The following is a 22,936-nucleotide window of genomic DNA, read 5'->3' on the forward strand; positions in this document are numbered from 1 at the left end:
AAATCTTTGATGTTCTTAATACGATCTTTTATCCCGTAAAAACGTGCTTCCTGTAACAGCGGAACATCTCTTTATTTCACAGAATATGATTTTATCATAGAAATCCTTGATTTGCAAGGACTTTCTGCTCTCTTTTTTAGAGTTTTTTTGTTTCTTTTTCCTCTTTCTGACGAATCAGCTCTTCCAGATATTTCTTCTCTTTCTTATCCAGAACCGCATCCTTTAAAAGGTCCGGGCGGCGTTCCAGCGTCCGTTCGATCGATTTCTGACGGCGCCAGGTCTCGATATTTTTGTGATGCCCGGTCAGAAGTACGTCCGGGACCGCCTTATCCATAAATACAACCGGGCGGGTGTACTGTGGATATTCCAGCAGATTGTCGTGAAATGACTCAAATTCCGCGGATACGTCATTATTTAACACACCAGGCACCAGACGGGAAATGCAGTCGATCATAACCATCGCCGGAAGCTCACCGCCCGTCAGGACATAATCGCCGATGGAGAGATAGTCGGTCACAACCAGCTCTAACGCGCGCTCATCGATCCCCTCATAATGCCCGCAGAGGAACACCAGATCCTCTTCTTTCGCCAGTTCTTCTGCGATTTTCTGGTTGAAAACCTGCCCCTGCGGAGTCAGATAGATCACGCGCGGACGTTTTCCGGTGCGCGCCGCCAGGGCTTCATATGCATCGTAAATCGGTTCCGGCTGCATCACCATACCGGCGCCGCCGCCATAGGGCGCATCGTCTACATGGTGGTGTTTGTCCTTCGAGTAATCGCGGATATTGATCGCCTCGACCGAGATCAGCCCTTTGTCAATCGCACGCCCCGTAATACTTGTGTTCAGTCCCCCCATTACCATCTCCGGAAACAGGGTCAGAATATGAAAATTCATCCGTTTCTCCTATATTTATACAGCACTTTCACAACGGTACTTTCATTTTAGGATTTTCATTCCATTTACAGATCCAGCAGACCGTCCATGATATGAACCGTTACAGTGCCAGCCTCCAGATCCACATTCAGGATGCATTCCTTGATGGATGGGAAAAGGTATTCTTTGCCCTCAGGTCCTTCGATCACGTACACGTCGTTAGCCGCTGTCTGAAGGATATCTTTCACCGTACCGAACTCCTCGCCCTCGTCCGTCAGCACTTTCAGACCAATCAGATCGGCAATGAAATTCTCATCTGGATTCAGTTTCACCGCCTGATCGCGGGTGATCAGAATATCCTTATTACGAAACGGCTCGCAGTCCTCAATCCGATTCATCTCTTTAAATTTAAGAATGACCATATTTTTGAAAAAACGCACCTGTTCCACGGTCACCGGCATTTTTTCTTTTCCAGTGTCGATATACGCTTTTTTTAATTTTTTAAAACGATTCACATCATCGGTGGTAGGAAATACTTTCACATCTCCGCGCAGGCCATGCGGGGATGTAATTACACCAACTCTCAGATAATCAACCATTCTATAATCCTCCTGTATGAAATAGAACGTGCCTTGCATTCCCGCGCCGGGGTGCGGTTGCGTTGGCATCCTCTTGAATTTCCTGTGATATAAAAAAGCCGGACACCCTTTCAGGCAGCCGGCTTTTCAGCTTCGTCTGTATTACTGAATCTCTACAATAACTTTCTTGTCTTCCTTGGATGAAGCCGCCTTGACAACCGAGCGAATCGCTTTCGCGATACGACCCTGTTTTCCAATTACCTTACCCATATCGGCCGGTGCAACGGAAAGCTCGATTACAGTCTCGTCGTCTTTGACCGATTCTGTAACCACTACCTCGTCCGGGTTCTCAACCAGTGCTTTCGCGATAACTTCTACTAATTCTTTCATACCTTTGCACCTCACAGGTCAGTATGCTTGATTTACTGGATACCAGCGATCTTTAAGAGTTTACCAACAGTCTCTGTCGGCTGAGCGCCTGTTGCTAACCATTTCTTAGCAGCTTCCTCATCGAATTTCAGAGTGCTCGGCTCTGTGTTCGGATCGTAGATACCGATCTCCTCGATGAATCTGCCATCTCTCGGGGATCTGGAATCTGCAACAACGATTCTATAGAAAGGAGCTTTCTTCTGACCCATTCTTCTTAATCTCATCTTTACCATTTTAAATTACCTCCTGAAATTTTCCTTATTTCCTTGAATTATAAAATATAGCTAATGCACACTGCATCTACTAACACTTGTTTAAAACGGCAGCTTCATCTTGCCAAGCATACCGCCGAGTCCGCCAAGACCCTTGCGTTTTCCGCCGCCTGCCATGCCCGGAAGCTGTTTCATCAGCTTTTTCATATCTCCGAACTGTTTTACCAGGCGGTTGACTTCTGCGATATCCACGCCTGCGCCCTGTGCGATTCGTTTCTTGCGGGACGGATTCATCAGATCCGGGTTGCGCCGCTCTTCGGCTGTCATCGAGAGGATGATCGCCTCTACGCGCCCCATCGTCTTCTCATTTTCATCTAAATCCAGACCCTTAAGCTGTCCCATGCCCGGCATCATGCTCATGATGCTAGCCATGCCGCCCATCTTCTTGATCTGGTTCATCTGATCGAGGAAGTCGTTGTAATCAAATTCTGCCTTCTTAATCTTGCGGCCGAGTTCTTTTGCCTTCTCCTCGTCGATCACAGCAGATGCTTTGTCGATAATGGAAAGAACATCGCCCATGCCCAAGATCCGGGAAGCCATACGGTCCGGGTAAAACTGTTCCAAATCGGAAAGTTTCTCGCCCATACCGACATAGAGAATCGGTTTTCCGGTTACCGCCTTGATAGAAAGAGCCGCACCGCCTCGCGTATCGCCATCCATCTTTGTCAGAACCACACCGTCAATGCCGATTTTGTCGTTAAACATGCTCGCTACATTGACTGCATCCTGACCAGTCATGGCATCTACAACGAGAAGTGTCTGATAAACATCCACATTCTCTTTGATCTCAACCAGCTCATCCATCATCGCTTCATCGATGTGGAGACGACCGGCTGTATCGATGATAACCACATTGTTGCCATTTTTCGCCGCGTGCTCAAGCGCTGCCTTTGCGATATTGACCGGTTTGTGGTTCGTTCCCATCGCAAATACGGGAACACCCTGTTTTTCACCATTTTTCTGCAGCTGTTCGATTGCCGCCGGTCGGTAGACATCACATGCTACCAGCAATGGATTTTTTCCCTTTGCCTTGAGCTTTCCGGCAATCTTTGCCGTCGTGGTCGTCTTACCAGCACCCTGGAGACCTGCCATCATGATGACGGTAATCTCATTGCCCGGTTTTAACGCAATCTCTGTCATTTCGGAGCCCATCAGCTTGACCAGCTCGTCGTTGACAATCTTTATTACCATCTGTCCTGGATTCAGACCATTTAAAACATCGGTTCCAATTGCCCGCTCCTGTACAGAATTGATAAACTGTTTTACTACCTTGAAGCTTACATCCGCTTCCAGAAGGGCCATCTTGACTTCTTTGAGTCCGGCTTTTACGTCGCTCTCGCTGAGTCGTCCCTTGCCTGTCAGGTTTTTAAACACATTCTGCAGTTTGTCTGCCAAGCTTTCAAATGCCATCAAAAACCTCCTGCATTATAAATCCAATATCTCGTTTGAGATTCTCCCGATTGCCTCAATCAGCGCCTGATTCTGTGTCTGGCTGAATTCTTCCGTCAACCGATGAATCTCAGTTACTTTTTCCTTGGTTTTCTGGAATTTGGCAATCAGTCCAAGCTTTTCCTCATAACCAAGAAGTGTACGGTCACAGCGCCGGATCAGATCATGCACACCCTGACGGGTAATGCCCTGTTCGTCTGCAATCTCGCTGAGGGACAGATCGTTAAATACCACATCCTCATATACACTTTGCTGATGCTTTGTCAGGAGTTCTCCGTAGAAATCATACAAAAGACCCTGTTCAACAATTTTTTCCATTCCTCATCACCTGTGTTATCATACACGATAATCTAATTGGTGTCAAGTATTTTTTCTTTACACTAATCAGATTATCAAACGAATTATTTTTTTTGCTGCTCTGTCTGTGTTTTCTTTCAAAAACAAGCAGCTTAATGATCGCATTACATCGTTTCAAATTCTATCCCCGCACCGGATGGCCATCTTCCTTCGGCATCTTCTTCGCCGCCCGCCAGAAACAGATCATATGTGCCGTCGCTGTGACCGCCCAGGAGATTGGGTACGACAGATACAGAATTGCCAGCGACCGCTGCGCTGCAAATATGGTAAAGATCCAAATCACTCGCAGTCCGCAGGCGCCGGTCAGAGAGACAAGCGTCGGCAGGATCGAATACCCAAGTCCCCGGATGCTTCCGACCATCGTATCCATCACGCCGCACAGGAAATACGTCGTACAGATGATCGACATCCGGAGCAGTCCATAGGAAATAACGTCGGCGTCTTCTGAATATACCTGCAACAGCCACGGACCGCCGAGGTATGCTGCAAATCCAAGCACCAGTCCTACTGTCACAACGACGCCTTGGCAGGTGGCAAGAATCTTTTTGATCCGCGTATATTTCTCCGCTCCGATATTCTGGCTCGTAAAGCTTAAATTGGTCTGATACAGCGCATTCATCGAGGTATACACAAATCCCTCGATATTCTGCGACGCCGTGTTGCCTGCCATCGCGATCGAACCGAAGGAATTGACGGACGACTGAATCAGTACGTTGGAGATCGCAAAAATCGCACCCTGGATACCAGCCGGAAGACCTACCTTTATAATAAGAAGAAGTTTTCTACGGTTGACTCCCAGCTTGGAAAGCGACAGCTTCATCGCGCCATCTGAACGCATCAGGCAGCGGATAACCAGAAATGCGGAAATACACTGGGAAATCACGGTTGCCAGCGCGACACCCGCTACATCCATCTGGAGCTGGGTAACAAAGAATACGTTCAGTGCCGCATTGATAACACCTGCCACGGTCAGGAAATACAGCGGACGTTTCGTATCGCCGATCGCGCGCAGGATTGCACTTCCGAAATTGTACACCATCGTTGCCGGCATACCGGCAAAATAAATCCGCATGTAGATCGTCGATTTATCGATGACATCGTCCGGCGTCCCCATCAGTTCCAGCCAGAAACGTGAGGTAAACAAACCCAAAAAGACCAGAAACAGCCCGCTCATCAGGCTGACCGTGATCGCCGTATGGATTGTCTCGCTCATGTCACGGTCATTCTTCGCACCATAATAGCGCGCTACCAGGACGTTCGCGCCGATCGACAGACCGATAAAGACGTTAATGAGAAGATTAATAAGGGAACTGGTCGAGCCGACTGCTGCCAGAGACTGGCTGCCTGCAAAACGTCCCACCACAATCACATCCGCCGCATTAAAAAGAAGCTGAAGCACGCCAGAAAGCATCAACGGAATGGAGTATGTAAGTACCTTTCTGAGAATCGGGCCATTGCACATATCCATTTCATAGGATTTCGCCATGTTTTTTTCCTTTCGTATCCAAAAAAAGTCCTTTCATTTTCAAAGGCTGGTCAGTTGATACTATTCTACCCCCTTTCCATGCGCTTTTCAAGCGTTCTTTTAATCGTTGACTTTTTCCCGGCGCGTTTTATAATAAGGGTAGATAATTTACGGCGTAAACTGTCTGGCATCTTCACAGTTACAGCCACTTTACTTATAAGGAGGACATCATGATGAACACACAGCGACTTGAGAAAGTTTTAAAGAAAATGGAAACAGAAGGACTCGAGCAGATGATTATTTCCGATCCTTATGCGATCTATTATCTGACGGGTCGTTTTATTGATCCGGGTGAACGTCTGCTGGCACTTTACATTAACCAGTCCGGCAAGAATAAGATCTTTATCAATAACCTCTTTACCGTTCCGGAAGATCTGGGCGTAGAGAAATTCCGTTTCTCGGATACAGACGATTACCTGACTCCTCTGTGCGACTGTGTTGAGCCAGGCAAACCGCTCGGTATTGATAAAACATTTGCTGCCCGTTTCCTGATTCCGGTCATCGATCATTCGGGCGCTTCCTCCTACAAGGTCAGCTCCATCTGCATCGATGAGGTCCGTGCGTGCAAGGATGACGAAGAACGTGAAAAAATGCGTGCGGTTTCCGCAATCAATGATAAGGCGATGGCACAGTTCCGAGGTCTGATCCATGAGGGCGTGACTGAGGAAGAGATCGCTTCCAAGATGTTAGATATTTATAAGAGTCTCGGTGCAGACGGATATTCCTTTGAACCACTGGTTGGCTTCGGTGCAAACTGCGCGCTTGGACACCACGGTCCGGACAACACGGTTCTGAAAGAGGGCGACACCGTCCTGTTTGATGTTGGATGCAGGAAGGATGGCTATTGTGCCGATATGACACGTACTTTCTTCTATAAAAAAGTACCGTCTGAGAAGCACCGCGCTATTTATGAGACCGTCCGCCGCGCAAATGCTGCCGCAGAAGCAATTCTGAAACCGGGCGTTCCGCTCTGCGAAGTCGATAAAGCTGCCCGCCAGATCATCGAGGATGCCGGATATGGTCCGAACTTTACCCATCGGCTGGGACATTTCATCGGTCTAGAAGTACATGAGTACGGCGATGTTTCTTCTGCGAACACCAAGGTCGCTGAGGTTGGCAATATCTTCTCCATTGAACCAGGTATTTATGTAGAAGGCGAAGTTGGCGTGAGAATCGAGGATCTGGTGCTGATTACTGAGGATGGATGCGAGATTCTAAACTCCTTCAGCAAGGAGCTGGATATTTTAGAGTAATCACATCGCATCATTTATAACACGATTATAAAAAAGAAACTGTTACAGATGGTATTTCTGGTAATTCCGATTACAAATCACGAATCATCCAGAAAGCCAGCATCTGTAGACAGTTTCTTTTTAGTTTTCTTTAAAAGCTAATTATAATTTTCATTTATAAAAAGGCGTTTTTACGCGTTCAGCTTCTCCGTCATCATTTCATTCACTTTACCCGGATTTGCCTTGCCCTTCATCGCTTTCATCACCTGACCAACCAGAAATCCAAGTACCTTTGTCTTTCCACTCTTATACTCTTCCACCGTCTTCGGGTTTGCGGCGAGCACATCGGAAACTGCCTGTTCCAAGGCACTGTCGTCATTGACCATGCCAAGTCCGTGTGCTTCGACATAGGCGGACGGATCGACATCTTGCTCGAAAATAGCTGTAAATACTTCTTTTGCCGTGTTGTTATTGATCGTTCCGGCATCGACCAGATCGATGAGCTGTGCCAGATGCATCGGGGAGAACCACAGGCTTTCAGCGTCCTGTCCTTTTTCCTTGAGCAGGCGGCTTGCCTCGCCGATCAGCCAGTTTGCCGCTTTCTTCGGTTTCTGGCAGATGGTAGTGGTCTTTTCAAACATATCCGCCATCTTCTTAGACTCAGTCAGAATGCGGCTGTCATATTCAGACAGACCATATTCACTCTGGTAACGTGCCATTTTTTCCGGCTGCAATTCCGGCAGGGCGGCGCGGACGGATTCCAGCCATTCATCGCTGATGCAGACCGGCGGAAGATCCGGATCCGGGAAATAACGGTAATCTTTCGCATCCTCTTTAGAACGCATCGCATAGGAGTATTCCTTGTTGTCATCCCAGCGTCTCGTCTCCTGGATGACCTTCCTGCCCTCTTCCAGCAGCTCAATCTGGCGGGCGCGCTCTCCGTCGATCGCACGGGCAATCGCCTTGAAAGAGTTCAAGTTCTTCATCTCAGTTCTCGTACCAAATGTTTCACTTCCCACCTCACGGACCGATAAGTTGACATCGGCACGCATCGAACCTTCCTGTAACTTACAATCGGATGCGCCCAGATACTGTACCAGCAGGCGCAGGCGTTCGAGGTAGGCAATAACCTCATCAGCACTCCGCATATCCGGCTCAGAAACGATCTCGATCAGCGGCACGCCGCTTCGGTTGTAATCAACCAGCGAGCAGTCTTCCCACTCGTCGTGGATCAGCTTTCCGGCATCTTCCTCCATGTGAATTTCATGAATACGAATTTTCTTTTCACCGACAGGCGTATCGATCGGGATATATCCGTCGTGGCAGATCGGGAGATACAGCTGGGAAATCTGGTAGTTCTGCGGGTTGTCCGGGTAAAAATAGTTTTTCCGGTCAAATTTACAGAACTGGTTGATACCACAGTTTGCCGCCAGACCGACAGACATCGCGTATTCAACGACCTTCTTATTTAAAACCGGCAGAGAACCCGGCATACCGGTACAAACCGGGCAGGTATGAGTATTTGGTTTTGCTCCAAATTCGGTGGAGCAGCCGCAGAAAATCTTGGTTTTCGTCGCCAGCTCTACGTGTACCTCCAAGCCGATGACTGTCTCATATTCTTTCTTCATCTTATCTGCCCTCCTTGTCTGTCATAACCGGAAGCTTCCATGCACCTCTCGCCTTTTCGTATGCAGATGCCGCGCCAAACAGCTTCTTTTCCTGAAAGCAGTCTGCAATCATCTGAAGCCCGATCGGAAGTCCCTTCGAATCCAGCCCGCACGGAACTGAAATGCCCGGAAGACCTGCCAGGTTGACCGAAACAGTATAAATATCGCCCAGATACATCTTCATCGGATCGGAAAGGCTGTCGCCCAGCAGCGGTGCCGTGGACGGCGCTGCCGGTCCCAGAATGACATCGTATTTCTCAAACGCCTTGTCAAATGCCTGTTTAATCAATGCTTTTGTGCGGAGTGCTTTCAGATAATATGCATCGTAGTAGCCGGAACTCAAAACGAACGAACCAAGCATGATACGGCGTTTTACCTCTGGTCCAAAGCCCTCGGAACGGCTCTTTTTATACATTTCATGTAAATCTTCATATTCCGGTGTGCGGTAACCGTACTTCACACCGTCAAACCGGGACAGGTTGGAGCTTGCCTCCGCCGATGCAATGACGTAATATGCTGGAATCGCATACTCAACCATGCCTAAATCAAAAAACTCTACTTCTGCCCCGCGTTCTTTTAACGCATCAGCTGCCGCCAGAACAGCTTTTTTTACATCTTCATCGAGTCCTTCGCCCAGATAATCGGACGGGATTCCAATCTTCATCCCTTTTACCTCTCCGGTCAGGGCAGCGGTAAAATTGTACGCCTCTCGCTTGACAGAGGTGCTGTCCTTTTTATCATAGGAAGCGATCGTTTCCAGAATTGCCGTGCAGTCTGCGGTATCTTTCGCAATCGGTCCAATCTGATCCAGCGAGGAACCATAGGCGATCAGACCATACCGGGAAACCGTTCCATAGGTCGGTTTGATGCCGGTCACGCCGCAGAAGGAACTTGGCTGGCGGATGGAACCGCCCGTATCTGAACCAAGAGCAAAAAAGGTCTCTCCCGCTGCGACAGCCGCACACGAGCCACCGGAAGATCCGCCCGGTACATGCTCTGTATTCCACGGGTTTTTCGTCGGTCCAAACCAGGATGTCTCGGTCGTACTTCCCATCGCAAATTCATCCATATTTGTCTTGCCAAGCAGGATCGTACCGGCTTTTTTGAGGTTCAGCGCTGCTTCCGCTGAGTACGGAGGTACAAATCCCCTTAAAATTTTGGAACTGCACGTTGTCTCAATTCCCTCTGTACAAATATTATCCTTGATCGCCATTGGAACGCCCGCCAGCGGTCCGGTCAGGGTGCCATCGTCAATCTGTTTCTGGATCTCATCCGCCTGTGCCAGTGCTGCCTCCTCGGTCAGCGTTACATAAGCATGAACTGTATCTTCATATTTATGAATCCGTTCCAGAGATGCCTGTACCGCCTCCCGGACGGAGATTCGTTTTTCTTTAATTTCTTTTCCCAGCTCCAGCGCTGTTAATTCTGAAATTCCCATCCTGATTTCCTCCATATTGCTGCCTGTATCTCTACTTCTTTTTACTCCACTGTCCTAGGCACCTTGTACTGTTTTTCTTTCTGCTCCGGTGCATTCGAAAGCATCGCATCTGATTCATCTCCATTTTCCACGACATCTTCGCGGAACACATTGTGAATGTCAAAGACATGCGACATCGGTTCTACCTCCGAAGTATCAAGCTGATTCAGCATATCGATATACTCAAGCATCCGGCTCATGTCGCTTTTCGCTGCCTCCTTTTCCTCCGGGGAAAGGGAAAGCTTTGCTAAAATACCAACATAATCAATCATTTCATCGTCTATTTTCACTGCCATAAGTTCTGTTCCTTCCTATTATAATGTGTGTTATGGACAAACTCTTTGTTTCATAGGAAATTGCGTCCTGTCACGTTACGGTACCAGACGGCTCATATCTCTCGGGAAGAGCGATACCTCACGGACATTCTCCTCTTCAAGCAGCTGCATCGTCATACGTTCCAGACCGATGCCGAGTCCGCCGTGAGGCGGCATACCGTGTTTGAAGGTGCTTAAATACTGTTCCATTCCCTCGGTATCCATACCGCGTTTTTCAATCTTCTCCATCAACTCGGTGTAGCTGTGGATACGCTGTCCGCCGGTTGTGACTTCCAGTCCACGGAATAAAAGGTCAAAGCTGAGTGTTACTTTCGGGTCTGTCGGGTCATCCATCGCATAGAATGGGCGCTTCTTGGATGGATAATGGGTGACAAACACGAAATCGGCGCCGTACTCTTCTTTAAAGTAGCGTCCAATCAGGTGTTCTTCCTCCGGCTCCAGATCGTATGGGTTTTTGATCTGGGTTCCATATTTTTCGGAGGCAAGGCGTTTCGCCTCGGTAAAGGTCACTGCCGGAATCTTCTCTACTTCCGGAAGTTTGACTTTAAGGATTTCCAGCTCCGTGGAATATTCCTTCTTTAAAATTTCCACCATATGCTGAAGAAATCCGGTTTCCATCGCCATGATATCGGTAAAATCATCGATATATCCCATCTCAAAATCCAGTCCGGTATATTCGTTTAAATGGCGTTTCGTGTTATGCTTCTCCGCACGGAACACCGGACCAACCTCCATCACACGGTCAAACACGCCGACCATCATCTGTTTGTAAAACTGCGGACTCTGCGCTAACACCGCCGGGCGGTGAAAATAATCGAGTTTAAAGACGTTTGCTCCGCCCTCGGCTCCTTTTGCTCCGATCTTCGGGGAATGAATTTCCGTAAATCCTTCTCCATGCAGGTACTCCCGGAATGCCCGTGCGATTCCTTCCTGGATTCTGAAACGTGCGCGCTCCCGAAGGTTTCGGAGTGTCAGAGAACGCATATCCAGTTTGGCTTCCAGGGATGCACTCATTTTCCATTTTGATACGGCAATCGGCATCGGTTCTTCCGGTTTCGAGAGGATCCGAACACTCTTTAAACGAAGTTCCATGCCTCTCGGCGCCCGCTCTTCTTTTCGGAGGACACCGGAAACTTCTACGAATGTTTCTTCTCTTAATTCAGCAAAATCCGCGTCGGTCACACCTTTTTCATAGACAGTCTGCAGCACGCCGTCACGTTTCCGGAGAATCACAAATGCGATATCGCCCATGTTGCGGACACTCATGATCGCGCCGTTTACCTTTACTTCCCGTCCTTCCATACCGTCTGCAAACACGGCTGCCAGATCCAGCACTTCTTTTTCCTTTTTACCTGTCATAAATTCCATCGCTGTTTCCTCTCTTTCTCTGCTTTTTGATATGTCCGGGACGGGAATAATGAAAAAGAATGTGCCTTGGCACATTCTCGCGCCGAGCGCGGTCGCTTGCGACAAACTACATCTTCGCGCGAGTACACATCATTGGCACGTTAGTGCCTTTTTGTGTAATAGGGGATTCCAAGGAATTTCCTATTACACAAAAAGTCCCGGAATGACGTTCACTCACATCATTCCGGGACGGGATATTCCCGCGGTACCACCCGCATTTAAAAAGAAACGATTGTTTTTCTTTTTACTCTTTCGCTGCTTAACGCGCAGTCACGTGATGACCTACCTGCGGCGGCTGGCGGGGTGTCCAGTGTCGCTCTCAGTCATCCGGCTCCGGAGTGTTCCCTATTGTTCCGCTCCCTCCTGACACGGCTCTCAGCCGGTGACCGCGTCTTTCTGTCGGATTCTTCGAAACAGAGTCTCCATCTTTGCCTTTTAAAAAAGTGGGCACGAATACCATGATTATCATGGCATCCTTGCCCACCCCGTTGGATTCAATTTTTTATGTTCAAACTATAAACTATTTTTCTGAGTTTGTAAAGAGGTTTTTTGATTTTTTTTCACGCAGTAATTCTGTATGGAATATGTCAGCTTCGCTGACCAGTATCACGCGCCAAGTCTCACAGATGTTCGACTTAAATAGAAGAAATCTTGTACAATATCCTCCCTTGAAACATTTTTTCAAAATTCGTGTGCAAATTGTATTGACATTCAGAATTTTTCGTGTATACTACTACACATAAAAGCAAGGGCGCTTCGAGATGATCGAGGTGCCCTTGCTTTTATGTAATAGGAAATTCCTTGGAATTCCTTATTACACCAAAAGGCACTAACGTGCCAATGATACGCACTCGCGCGAAGATGTAAGCTGTCGCAAGCGACCGCGCCCGGCGTGAGAATGTGTCAGAGCACATTCATCTTACGTGGATTTAATCATCACAAAATCGCAGACATAAAACCTGAAAGGAGACATGAGTTATGAAAAAAAACATCCCTGAACTGTATGGAAGTCTTGTATTCAACGACAAAGTCATGAAAAGCAAATTGCCGCGAGATGTTTATAAGGCACTCCGCAAAACGATTGAAAATGGCAGCCATCTGGATCTCGATATTGCAAATGCAGTCGCAGTTGCAATGAAGGAATGGGCAGTTGAAAATGGTGCAACTCACTTCACACACTGGTTCCAGCCGATGACCGGCATCACTGCTGAGAAGCACGACAGTTTCATCAACCCGGTTGGCAATGGCGAAGTTATCATGGATTTCTCCGGCAAAGAGCTGGTAAAGGGCGAACCGGATGCATCCAGTTTCCCATCCGGCGGACTTCGTGCCACCTTTGAGGCAAGAGGTTATACAGCCTGGGATCCAACCTCCCCGGCATTTATTAAAGACGATACACTCTGCATCCCGACCGCATTCTGTTCCTACAGCGGCGAGGCACTTGATACCAAAACCCCTCTTCTGCGTTCGATGGAAACCATCAACCGCGAGGCGCTGCGTGTCCTGAAACTCTTCGGAAATGAAGATGTGACCCGCGTTGTCTCCACCGTTGGTCCGGAACAGGAGTATTTCCTGGTTGATAAAGAACTGTTTAATAAGAGAAGCGATTTGAAGTTCTGCGGAAGAACTCTGTTTGGCGCACCAGCTCCGAAAGGTCAGGAAATGGATGACCACTATTTCGGCGCTCTCCGTCCGAGAGTTTCCGCTTTCATGAAAGAACTGGATGAAGAGCTCTGGAAGCTCGGTATTCCGGCAAAAACCAAACACAACGAGGTAGCTCCGGCGCAGCATGAACTTGCCACCATCTACACGACTACCAATGTGGCAGTTGACAACAACCAGCTCACTATGGAAATCATGAAACGTGTGGCAGAGAAACATGGCCTTGTGTGCCTGCTCCATGAGAAACCATTTGAGGGCATCAACGGAAGCGGTAAACACAACAACTGGTCTTTATCGACCAACACCGGCGAAAACCTTCTTGATCCGGATCGCGATCCGGCAAAGAACTTACAGTTCCTTCTCTTCCTGTTCGCAACGATCAAGGCAGTCGATGTCTACGGCGATCTGCTCCGCGTATCAGTTGCAACTGCCGGAAATGACCACCGTCTGGGCGGCAACGAGGCGCCGCCAGCTATCGTGTCTATGTTTATCGGCGATGATCTGGAAGCAGTTCTCAATATTGTGGAAAAAGATCTGGAGTCTGAGGCAAAAGAAATCCAGACGATGAAGCCGGGCGCAAAGGTTCTGCCACACTTTATCAAAGATACGACCGACCGCAACCGCACTTCTCCGTTTGCCTTTACCGGCAATAAATTCGAGTTCCGTATGCCAGGTTCCGCTCTCTCTGTATCGGAACCGAACATTGTCATCAATACAGCCGTAGCTGAAGTTTTAGGCGAATTTGCAGACCGTCTGGAAGGTCTTTCAGGCAAGGCTCTGGAGGCAGAAATCCATCTGCTCTTAAAGGAAGTGCTGCGTGATCACCGCCACATCGTATTCAACGGCAACGGTTACACCAGCGAATGGGTAGAGGAAGCTCACAAACGCGGACTCTTCGACCTGCCGAGCTGCGCAGAGGCATTTCCGCGCCTGATTGCTGAGAAAAACGTAGAACTGTTCCTGAAACACGGCATCTACACCAAGGAGGAACTCTTCTCCCGCTACGAAATCAAGGAAGAGAACTACATCAAGACCATCAACATCGAGGCAAAGACGATGCTTTCGATGATGAAGAAGACCTTCCTGCCGTCCGTCCTCTCCTACTGCAAGGAGCTGGCTGAAACCGCCGCAAAGACAAAGGCAATCCTGCCGGACGCACCGATCAGCGCCGAGAGCAAACTGCTTGAGAAGCTGTCCAGTCTCTACACCGAGATTTCCGAGAAAACCGAAGCACTGGCAGAGGCTGAAAAAGCGGCAGAATCCATGGAAGATAATATCGAGAAGGTTGCATATTTCCACTATACGATTCTTGCCAAGATGGATGACTTGAGAAGCAGCGTTGATACCGCAGAAGCCCTGATTCCAGATTCCTTCCTGCCGTATCCGACTTACGATGAACTGCTGTTCTCCGTATAATCTGACATGTCAATATTATGACTTGATTGAAAAATCGAGAAAAATGTGTTATGATTTGGCTGCAAAATATTGGTATATTGTCTTTTATACTGATATTTTGCAGTCAATTTTGGGTTCTTATCCCTGTTATTTTCTTATCATTCAGGTATCTTGAATACAAAGGAGGTTTATATCATGAGGGAGTCACTCACATACGAAACCGGGCTTCGTGAGGAATGCGGCGTATTTGGAATGTTTGACCTGGAGGGCGGCGATGTTGCCAGAGATATGTACTACGGACTCAGCGCACTCCAGCACCGCGGTCAGGAGTCATGCGGCATCGCAGTCTGTGACACGAACGGCCCAAAGGGCGTTGTCAACTGCTACAAAGGGCTGGGACTTGTCAATGAGGTATTTCATGATGAGACGTTAAAACGCCTCGGCGGCAATCTGGGAGTTGGTCATGTTCGCTACTCCACAACCGGTTCTTCTACCATCGAAAACACACAGCCACTGGTACTTAAGTATTTTAAGGGAACACTCTGTCTGGCGCACAACGGAAACCTGGTAAATGCGTTTGAGATGCGCCGCCAGCTTGAAGAAACCGGCGCAATCTTCCAGACGACGATGGATTCAGAGGTAATCGCGTTCCACATCGCCAGAGAACGTCTGGCTGCCCCGACCGCTGAAGAGGCAATCAAACGGACCGCGGCAAAAACACGTGGCGCTTATGCCCTGATTATCTCCAGCCCGCGCAAGCTGATCGGTGTTCGTGACCCGTTTGGTCTGCGTCCTCTCTGCCTCGGCAAAAAGGGAAATGTCTGGATCATGGCATCGGAAAGCTGTGCCATCACCTCGGTCGGCGGCGAATTTATCCGTGATATCGAACCGGGTGAAATCGTGACCATCACCCGCGACGGCGTTTTTTCTGATAAAAGCCTGCAGCAGGAAAAACGGGCGCACTGCGTTTTCGAATACATCTATTTTGCCCGCCTCGACAGCCACATCGATGATGTGAGCGTCTATGAGGCTAGGCTGCGCGGCGGCGCGGCTCTCGCACATTCCTTCCCTGCCGATGCCGACCTCGTCGCCGGTGTACCGGATTCCGGCCTGACCGCCGCGATGGGATATGCGAAGGCATCCGGCATTCCATATGAGATTATTTTCCATAAAAATAGCTATGTCGGCAGAACCTTCATCAAACCGACCCAGGAAGAACGCGAAAATAGCGTCCGTATCAAGCTTAATATTCTGGAACCGGCTGTCAGGGGAAAACGCATTGTCCTCGTCGATGACTCTATCGTGCGCGGTACGACGATGAAAAACCTGATCCGCATGCTCAAAAAAGCCGGGGCGAAGGAAGTCCATGTGCGCGTCAGCTCTCCGCCATTCCTCTTCCCCTGCTATTTCGGTACCGATGTCCCATCCAATAAACAGCTCATCGCCAGCAGCCATTCCGTCGAAGAAATCTGCCGGGAGATCGGTGCGGATTCGCTTGGATATATGCCGATTGAAGATCTTGAGGAGATGGCAGGCGGACTGCCGCTCTGTACGGCATGTTTTACCGGAAACTATCCGATGGATGTGCCGGATGGGGAGATTAAGGATGCATTAGAATAAATATTTCGCAAATGAAAAAGAATGTGCCTTGGCACATTCTCGCGCCGAGCGCGGTCGCTTGCGACATGATTCTGCTTCGCGCGAGTGCGCATCATTGGCACGTTAGTGCCTTTTTGTGTAATAGGGAATTCCAAGGAATTTCCTATTACATAAAAAAGGGCTCTTACCGAGTCCTTTTTTATCCCTCACACTTTTTCACGTTTTGTCAAAACTTTTGTTTTTGTTTAAAATGTCTTATATGTTTTTATACATTGGATGACGGACGGTTGTTCTGCGCTTTTAACGCTTTCAACTCGTCAAATACAACATCGTTCAGAACCTTAATGTAGGTTCCCTTCATACCGGACGAACGGGACTCAATAACGCCTGCACTTTCAAACTTGCGGAGTGCATTGACGATAACGGAACGGGTAATGCCGACTCTGTCTGCAATCTTGCTGGCTACCAGAATGCCCTCGTTGCCTTCCAGCTCATCGAAGATGTGGGTAATTGCTTCCAGTTCGGAGAAGGACAGGGTGCTGATCGCTGATTTAACGATCTGGATCTTTCTTGTCTCCTCTGCATTCTCCTCGTTGACAGAACGCATCATCTCAAGTCCGACAACAGTGGTTCCGTACTCACTCAGGATGATATCGTCGATGTCGTACTGTGCATCTGATTTGTAGATGAACAGAGTACCCAGTCTCTCACCGGATATATCAATAGGCGTGATGATCGCCTGATACTTCTTCACGTTCTCCTCGGCGAATCCCAATGTGGCAAGGTTGACATTTTCCTTCGTTGACAAAACGCTTAAAAGGCGTTCATTCAACATACGGTCAACAAAACCGCCGACCTGATCCTTGATCAACTCTTCGATCTCATCCACACCCTCATGAATCGCAACTCCGAGTACTTTACCTTTCTTGCTGATTACGAGAATATTGGATTCCAGTATGTCACTGAGGACTTCACAAATGTCATTGAACACAACCTTATGAGAATGGTTGTTGTGCAATAACTTATTAATTTTTCTAGTTTTGTCCAGTAATTGAACGCTCATTTTACCAGTTACCTCCTTTGCCTTTATCGTAAATTAGAATTCGATCCTAACCTGTAAGAATTGTAACACGATTTTCGTATAATAGCAAGAGTTTTTCTGTATTTTTCATTTTTTTTAATAATTAATATCTATTTCAAGAGTTTTTATGAGTTTTTTACAAAACCGCAGGCTTCGTTAGAACAAAGAAGCTTATTTCCCTTTTCGAGCATAATATGTCCACATTTCGGACACATTTCTTTTGACGGTTTCTGCCAGGTCATAAAATCGCAGTCCGGGTTATTTTCGCAGCCGTAATATCTTCTGCCCTTTTTCGATTTACGGATGACAATCTCACCACCACATTTCGGGCACTTCACGCCGATCTTTTCCAGATACGGCTTCGTGTTTTTACAGTCTGGGAATCCCGGGCAGGCAAGGAATTTGCCGTGCGGGCCATACTTAATTACCATGTTGCGCCCGCACTGGTCACAGATCACATCCGTCACCTCGTCAGCAATCTTGACGCTCTCAAGCGTCTTCTCCGCTTCTTTAACCGCCTTGTCAAGATCCGGATAAAAGTTTTCGATAACAGTCTTCCAGCCGATCGTGCCGTCCCCGATGCTGTCGAGCAGGTACTCCATATTTGCCGTAAACTGCAAATCAACGATGGATGGGAACGCCTTCTTCATCATCCGGTTGACTACCTCGCCAAGCTCCGTCACATAGAGGTTCTTATTTTCCTTCGCTACATAACGGCGCGCGATGATTGTCGTGATGGTCGGTGCATAGGTACTTGGCCGTCCGATGCCCTGCTCTTCCAGCGCCTTGACGAGCGACGCCTCTGTATAATGTGCCGGTGGCTGTGTAAAATGCTGTGCCGGTTCTAACTGGTTTAAATCCAGCTTCATGCCTGCTTCCAGCGACTCGTTCAGAACGCCGTCGGTCTCCTTATCCTCGTCCTGTGAATAGACGGACATGAAGCCGTCAAATTTGATTTTGGACGCCGACAGGGTGAAAAGCTCCTCTCCGGCTGCTACCTTGACGGAGGTTGTCTCGTAAACCGCCGGGCGCATCCGGCTCGCCGTAAAGCGCTTCCAGATAAGCTGGTACAGACGGAACTGGTCTCTGGAAAGCTGTTCTTTTACCTGTACCGGCGTCAGTGTAATGTCGGTCGGACGGATCGCCTCGTGTGCGTCCTGGATCTTGGCATCTGATTTTGCCGCCGCCGGCGCCTCGGACACGTAACTTGCCCCAAACTGGTCGCCGATATAGCTTCTCGCCGCCGCATCTGCCTCTGCCGCGATGCGGGTGGAATCGGTACGCAGGTAGGTGATCAGACCGATTGTGCCGCGTCCCTTGATATCCACGCCCTCATAGAGCTGCTGGGCAAGGCGCATCGTCTTCTGCGTTGAGAAATTCAGCGTCTTGGATGCCTCCTGCTGCAGCGTACTGGTCGTAAACGGGATCGGCGCCTTCTTCACGCGCTCGCCCAGCTTCACATCGCGCACTTCGTACTCACAGCCCTCCAGACGCTTCATAAGCGCCTCCACTTCCTCTTTGCTGTGAATTGCCTTCCTGCCGTCCTTATCGCCGTAATAATGGGCGGTCAGCTTCTTTCTGGAGCCATGTACGTGGAGCTGTGCATCCAGCGTCCAGTATTCTTCCGGTATAAACGCATTGATCTCTTCCTCACGGTCACAGATCATACGCAGCGCGACCGACTGCACACGACCGGCGCTGAGTCCTCTCTTGACCTTCGCCCAGAGAAGCGGGCTGATGAGGTAACCCACCATACGGTCGAGCATACGTCTCGCCTGCTGTGCATCCACCAGATTTTCATCGATGGCACGCGGCTCTTTTAAAGATGCCTTGACGGCGTTTTTTGTAATCTCATTGAAACTGATACGGTAAACCTTTTTATCTTTCTGTTCATCCAGCTTTAATGCTTTCATCAGGTGCCAGGAGATCGCCTCTCCCTCGCGGTCCGGGTCAGTTGCGAGATAAATCTTATCTGCTTTTTTAACCTCTTTCCGCAGACGCGCCAACACATCGCCCTTTCCCCGGATGGTGATATACTTCGGCTCATATCCATGCTCTACGTCCACTCCCAGCGTACTCTTAGGGAGGTCGCGCACATGACCGCCGGAGGCGTCCACCTCATAGTTGGAACCCAAAAATTTTTTAATTGTCTTGACTTTCGCCGGAGACTCTACAATAACCAGATTTTTTGCCATAACAGACCTCTATACAATCTTCCTAACGTAATATTGATTCATTGGCTGCAGGATCACTCCCTGCATTTCCAGATTTAAAAGCGCAGTCATGCATTCCCCTGCTGTCAACCCACAGCTTTTCATGACCGCTTCCAGATGTTTCGGTTGTGAATCTAGGCAACTATACACCATTTTTTCCGACTTGGCAAGTGCATTTACTGATTTTATTGTTTTTTTACAAGAATTTTTACATTTTATATGGAAGAAATCCAACACATCCTCCGGTTTCGTCACGATCCCCGCTCCCTGCGCAATCAGCCGGTTGCAGCCCTCACTGAGCGGATCAATGCGCCGTCCCGGCAGCGCAAATACCTCTTTTCCCTGCTCCAGCGCCAGATCCGCCGTAATCAGGGAGCCGCTTCTTTTTCGTGCTTCCACGACCAGCACCAGGTCGGAAAGTCCGCTGATGATCCGGTTCCGGATTGGAAAATGGGATGCCGTCGGCGGTACACCCGGTCCATATTCTGACAATATGCCGCCTTGTTCACGGATGCGCGCATGCAGTCGGATGCCGGATGGCGGATAACAGGTGTCAATCCCACAGCCCATCACGGCATACGTCAGTCCGCCGCCATCCATCGCGCCCTTATGCCCCGCCTGATCGATCCCCAGCGCCATGCCGCTCACTACCTGCACGCCGTTTTCTGCCAGAATCCGACCGAAATACTCTGCCTCCTGTCGTCCATACGGCGTACAGCTGCGCGCCCCGATGACTGCCGCGGATGGTTTCGCATCTTCTGGAAGCATTCCACGCACAAACAGCCACATCGGTTTATCATAGATATGCATCAGGCGCTTCGGATATGCCGCCTCACCGCACAGAATGAAACGTACCCCCTGCTCCTCCAGCCTATCGTATTCTTCCACGCGCTGTTTGAAGAGCAGAACCGCTTCCTCCAGCCCCTTTTTCACAGCCTTTCCGAGAAAGGAACATATAAACGGATCCAGTTTCTTCCTATTATATAAAACCCGCTCATAGATTCCCTCAAAACTGCCGCACGATTCATATAATTTAGCCGCCGTCACCGCGCCGATTCCATCCACTCGCGATAGCCAGTAGGCATGGATGCGCTCACGGTCGGAATACTGCATATTTTCTGTCAGAGGCACTTTTTTATGCGGCGGTTCCTGTGTTTTTCCATATAGTTCCTGCATAGAAAGCTGAGCATTCTGTACATTGCTCTCTTCTTTTCCTATTTCCATATCTTTCCCCCTATATATGTCAGATCGGCTGCCTTTTACCTTATAACAATTACAACCCTTGTTAAACTTTTTATTCTTTCAATCTTTTAGACATGCTTCTTTTCAGAGACTCCCCCAATATTTTTTTTCAAAACTCCGGAATCCTATCGCCTCCGCTAACTGCGTCCGCCCGATCTCCGCCTGTCCATCCAGATCGGCAAGTGTGCGCGCTACTTTTAAAATCTTTCCGTGTCCCCTGGCACTGATTCCCTGCTGCCGTTCGACCTTTTCCAGAAATACCGCCTCTTCCCCGGATAGACGGCAATACTCTTCGATCTGGCGGCGGGTCATCTGGCTATTGTAGGAGATCGATTCGTCTGCAAACCTCTTTTCCTGTCGAGCGCGCGCCTCCATGACGCGGGCGCGCATGACAGCGGAGGAATTCCTCTGCTCTGTCTGTGGAAAACTCCCCTCATCTATACTCTTCTCTGCAGCCATCATCCCCAAATCCTGCCGCGGTACTTCCACCCCAATATCGATTCGATCTAAAAATGGTCCCGAAACGCGGTTCAGATACCGGCGGATCTGGGTTGGAGTACAACGGCATTTTCCCAAATCTGGGAAAAAACCGCATTTGCAGGGATTCATCGCCGCCGCAATCATCGTTTTTGCCGGAAATACAACCGTCTGGTTGAGACGGGAAACCGTGATGCTTCCTTCCTCCATCGGCTGACGCAGCAGATCCAAGATTTTCGGCTGAAACTCCGTTAACTCATCTAAAAAAAGGGTTCCATAACTGGCGAGTGAGATCTCCCCGGGCTTCGGATTTCGTCCTCCGCCTGCCATCGCCTGGGCGGTCGTGCTGTGATGCGGGCTGCGGAACGGACGCTGCAAAACCAGCGGTGTGTCTGGCTTCAGGAGACCGCAGATACTGTATATCTTCGAAACTTCAATGCTTTCCTCCAGCGTAAGCGGCGGCAAAATTGTCGGAATACGCCGAGCTGCCATCGTTTTTCCCGTTCCAGCCGGCCCGATATAGAGAATGTTGTGACGCCCCGCTGCTGCCGCCTCGGTTGCCTGCCGCACCAGCGGAAGTCCGACGATCTCATCAAAATCGACGTCAAATTCTTCCTGTCCCGCCTGAAACAGATCTGGTGTGAACCATTGTCCGTGAATCTGTTCCGGATGCTGCAGGCAAGCCGTCAGCGCTTTCACATCCCGGACTCCGACGATCTCGATCCCATCCACAGCCCGTCCCTCCTGTACATTCTCTTCGGATAGAAAAACCCGTTTCATTCCGCAGCGGCGCGCTTCATAGACCATCGAGAGAACACCGGTCAACGGCTTGATGCTGCCGTCCAAACCCAGTTCACCGATAAACGCCCATTGGTCCCAATCCGGTGCAGAATTGTTCTCCTCATCTTCCATCCCATCCATTTCCGGGCAGGTTTCATCCATCTTTCTTATTTTTGCCTTTTCACCCTGTTCCCACAAGCACCTCAAAATTCCTGCCGCGATCGCCAGATCACACCCCGTTCCCTCTTTCCGCACCCCGGCTGGCGATAAATTGACCGTGATCCGCTTCGGCGGCAGACAAAACCCCGCATTCCGAAGTGCGGTCCGAACGCGCTCCTGCGCCTCCCGCACCTCCTCCGCCAGGTAGCCCACCATGACAAAACTCGGCAATCCGTTGCTCACATCAACTTCCACCGTGATCCGGTAGCCATCGATGCCGCGGGTGCTGAAACTGTTTATTTTACTGAACATATATTTCCCCCTATTATTGATTTTTTACCTTGCCTTGTATTTTTCATATCATACAGGCTTAAAATTTGGATACTTTTAATGATATTTTGAATTTTTAGAATTAAAAATATATTATAACAATCTTATCTTCTCTGAAATTGATATCACCCAAAAGAGGTAGGGTCTTCTCAACTGAGATAAAAGAGATTCTACTTGAATTTGATTTGAAATTAAAATAAATAGATTTGAATCATGAAATCAGATTTACCAGACCTAAAATAGATATTCACTCTTTCATTATATATAGACCTGCGGCAGAATGCAAGCCAAAACAGCTTAGAACTATGACACTAATTAATTGACATTGTGCGCACACAAAAACAAAACGCTGCAGCAAAATGCTAACATATAACATTCTGCTGCAGCTTTTTGTTT

The 22,936-nt window shown here is 48.8% G+C and carries 18 protein-coding genes; 3 read left to right on the plus strand and 15 right to left on the minus strand.

Annotated features, from left to right (window positions below; genetic code table 11):
* Positions 1-136: 136 nt before the first annotated feature.
* The 7 genes from trmD to DW931_RS01930 all read right to left on the minus strand — a co-directional run bounded on the left by trmD (position 137) and on the right by DW931_RS01930 (position 5,445).
* Complete coding sequence (trmD, locus tag DW931_RS01900) at positions 137-895, minus strand: tRNA (guanosine(37)-N1)-methyltransferase TrmD (RefSeq protein ID WP_106999917.1); 759 nt, start codon at positions 893-895, stop codon at positions 137-139.
* Between the two features lie 65 nt (positions 896-960).
* Positions 961-1,473, minus strand: coding sequence for a ribosome maturation factor RimM (gene rimM / locus DW931_RS01905; protein ID WP_106999918.1), 513 nt, complete (start codon positions 1,471-1,473; stop codon positions 961-963).
* Positions 1,474-1,614: 141 nt separating this feature from the next.
* Positions 1,615-1,842, minus strand: a complete 228-nt coding sequence (locus DW931_RS01910; protein ID WP_022360235.1) for a KH domain-containing protein — start codon at positions 1,840-1,842, stop codon at positions 1,615-1,617.
* A gap of 32 nt (positions 1,843-1,874) precedes the next feature.
* On the minus strand, positions 1,875-2,114 hold the full coding sequence (rpsP, locus tag DW931_RS01915; RefSeq protein WP_106999919.1) for a 30S ribosomal protein S16: 240 nt from the start codon (positions 2,112-2,114) through the stop codon (positions 1,875-1,877).
* Positions 2,115-2,195: 81 nt separating this feature from the next.
* The gene (ffh, locus tag DW931_RS01920) at positions 2,196-3,563 is read right to left on the minus strand and encodes a signal recognition particle protein (protein ID WP_106999920.1); all 1,368 of its coding nucleotides are present in this window, start codon (positions 3,561-3,563) and stop codon (positions 2,196-2,198) included.
* 15 nt (positions 3,564-3,578) lie between these two features.
* Complete coding sequence (gene ylxM / locus DW931_RS01925) at positions 3,579-3,920, minus strand: YlxM family DNA-binding protein (RefSeq protein ID WP_118482387.1); 342 nt, start codon at positions 3,918-3,920, stop codon at positions 3,579-3,581.
* A 160-nt stretch (positions 3,921-4,080) separates the two neighbouring features.
* The gene (locus DW931_RS01930) at positions 4,081-5,445 is read right to left on the minus strand and encodes an MATE family efflux transporter (protein WP_118482388.1); all 1,365 of its coding nucleotides are present in this window, start codon (positions 5,443-5,445) and stop codon (positions 4,081-4,083) included.
* A 212-nt stretch (positions 5,446-5,657) separates the two neighbouring features.
* On the opposite strand from DW931_RS01930, the gene DW931_RS01935 reads away from it, so the two are divergent.
* The gene (locus tag DW931_RS01935) at positions 5,658-6,737 is read left to right on the plus strand and encodes a Xaa-Pro peptidase family protein (protein ID WP_118482389.1); all 1,080 of its coding nucleotides are present in this window, start codon (positions 5,658-5,660) and stop codon (positions 6,735-6,737) included.
* Between the two features lie 170 nt (positions 6,738-6,907).
* Here DW931_RS01935 and gatB read toward each other — a convergent pair whose 3' ends face one another.
* The 4 genes from gatB to aspS form a co-directional block, all read right to left on the minus strand.
* Positions 6,908-8,344, minus strand: a complete 1,437-nt coding sequence (gatB, locus tag DW931_RS01940; RefSeq protein WP_118626846.1) for an Asp-tRNA(Asn)/Glu-tRNA(Gln) amidotransferase subunit GatB — start codon at positions 8,342-8,344, stop codon at positions 6,908-6,910.
* A 1-nt stretch (position 8,345) separates the two neighbouring features.
* Positions 8,346-9,821 (minus strand): Asp-tRNA(Asn)/Glu-tRNA(Gln) amidotransferase subunit GatA, encoded by a 1,476-nt coding sequence (gene gatA / locus DW931_RS01945; RefSeq protein WP_118482390.1) that lies wholly within the window; start codon positions 9,819-9,821, stop codon positions 8,346-8,348.
* 41 nt (positions 9,822-9,862) lie between these two features.
* Positions 9,863-10,156 carry an Asp-tRNA(Asn)/Glu-tRNA(Gln) amidotransferase subunit GatC gene (gene gatC / locus DW931_RS01950; RefSeq protein ID WP_106999925.1) on the minus strand — a complete coding sequence of 98 codons (294 nt, stop codon included), beginning with the start codon at positions 10,154-10,156 and terminating at the stop codon, positions 9,863-9,865.
* 75 nt (positions 10,157-10,231) lie between these two features.
* Positions 10,232-11,563, minus strand: a complete 1,332-nt coding sequence (aspS, locus tag DW931_RS01955; protein ID WP_022360244.1) for an aspartate--tRNA(Asn) ligase — start codon at positions 11,561-11,563, stop codon at positions 10,232-10,234.
* 1,017 nt (positions 11,564-12,580) lie between these two features.
* On the opposite strand from aspS, the gene DW931_RS01960 reads away from it, so the two are divergent.
* Together DW931_RS01960 and purF are read left to right on the plus strand one after the other, a co-directional pair.
* Complete coding sequence (locus DW931_RS01960) at positions 12,581-14,680, plus strand: glutamine synthetase III (protein ID WP_118482391.1); 2,100 nt, start codon at positions 12,581-12,583, stop codon at positions 14,678-14,680.
* A 174-nt stretch (positions 14,681-14,854) separates the two neighbouring features.
* Positions 14,855-16,279 carry an amidophosphoribosyltransferase gene (purF, locus tag DW931_RS01965; protein ID WP_118626847.1) on the plus strand — a complete coding sequence of 475 codons (1,425 nt, stop codon included), beginning with the start codon at positions 14,855-14,857 and terminating at the stop codon, positions 16,277-16,279.
* 244 nt (positions 16,280-16,523) lie between these two features.
* Here purF and codY read toward each other — a convergent pair whose 3' ends face one another.
* The 4 genes from codY to DW931_RS01985 form a co-directional block, all read right to left on the minus strand.
* Positions 16,524-17,321, minus strand: a complete 798-nt coding sequence (gene codY, locus DW931_RS01970; protein WP_022360247.1) for a GTP-sensing pleiotropic transcriptional regulator CodY — start codon at positions 17,319-17,321, stop codon at positions 16,524-16,526.
* A 143-nt stretch (positions 17,322-17,464) separates the two neighbouring features.
* Positions 17,465-19,534 carry a type I DNA topoisomerase gene (gene topA, locus DW931_RS01975; protein ID WP_106999929.1) on the minus strand — a complete coding sequence of 690 codons (2,070 nt, stop codon included), beginning with the start codon at positions 19,532-19,534 and terminating at the stop codon, positions 17,465-17,467.
* 9 nt (positions 19,535-19,543) lie between these two features.
* The gene (dprA, locus tag DW931_RS01980; protein ID WP_347559415.1) at positions 19,544-20,776 is read right to left on the minus strand and encodes a DNA-processing protein DprA; all 1,233 of its coding nucleotides are present in this window, start codon (positions 20,774-20,776) and stop codon (positions 19,544-19,546) included.
* Positions 20,777-20,878: 102 nt separating this feature from the next.
* On the minus strand, positions 20,879-22,522 hold the full coding sequence (locus DW931_RS01985) for a YifB family Mg chelatase-like AAA ATPase (RefSeq protein ID WP_118626848.1): 1,644 nt from the start codon (positions 22,520-22,522) through the stop codon (positions 20,879-20,881).
* Positions 22,523-22,936: the final 414 nt, after the last annotated feature.

The organism is Clostridium sp. AM43-3BH (assembly GCF_003479985.1).
Lineage (GTDB): Bacteria > Bacillota > Clostridia > Lachnospirales > Lachnospiraceae > Otoolea > Otoolea fessa.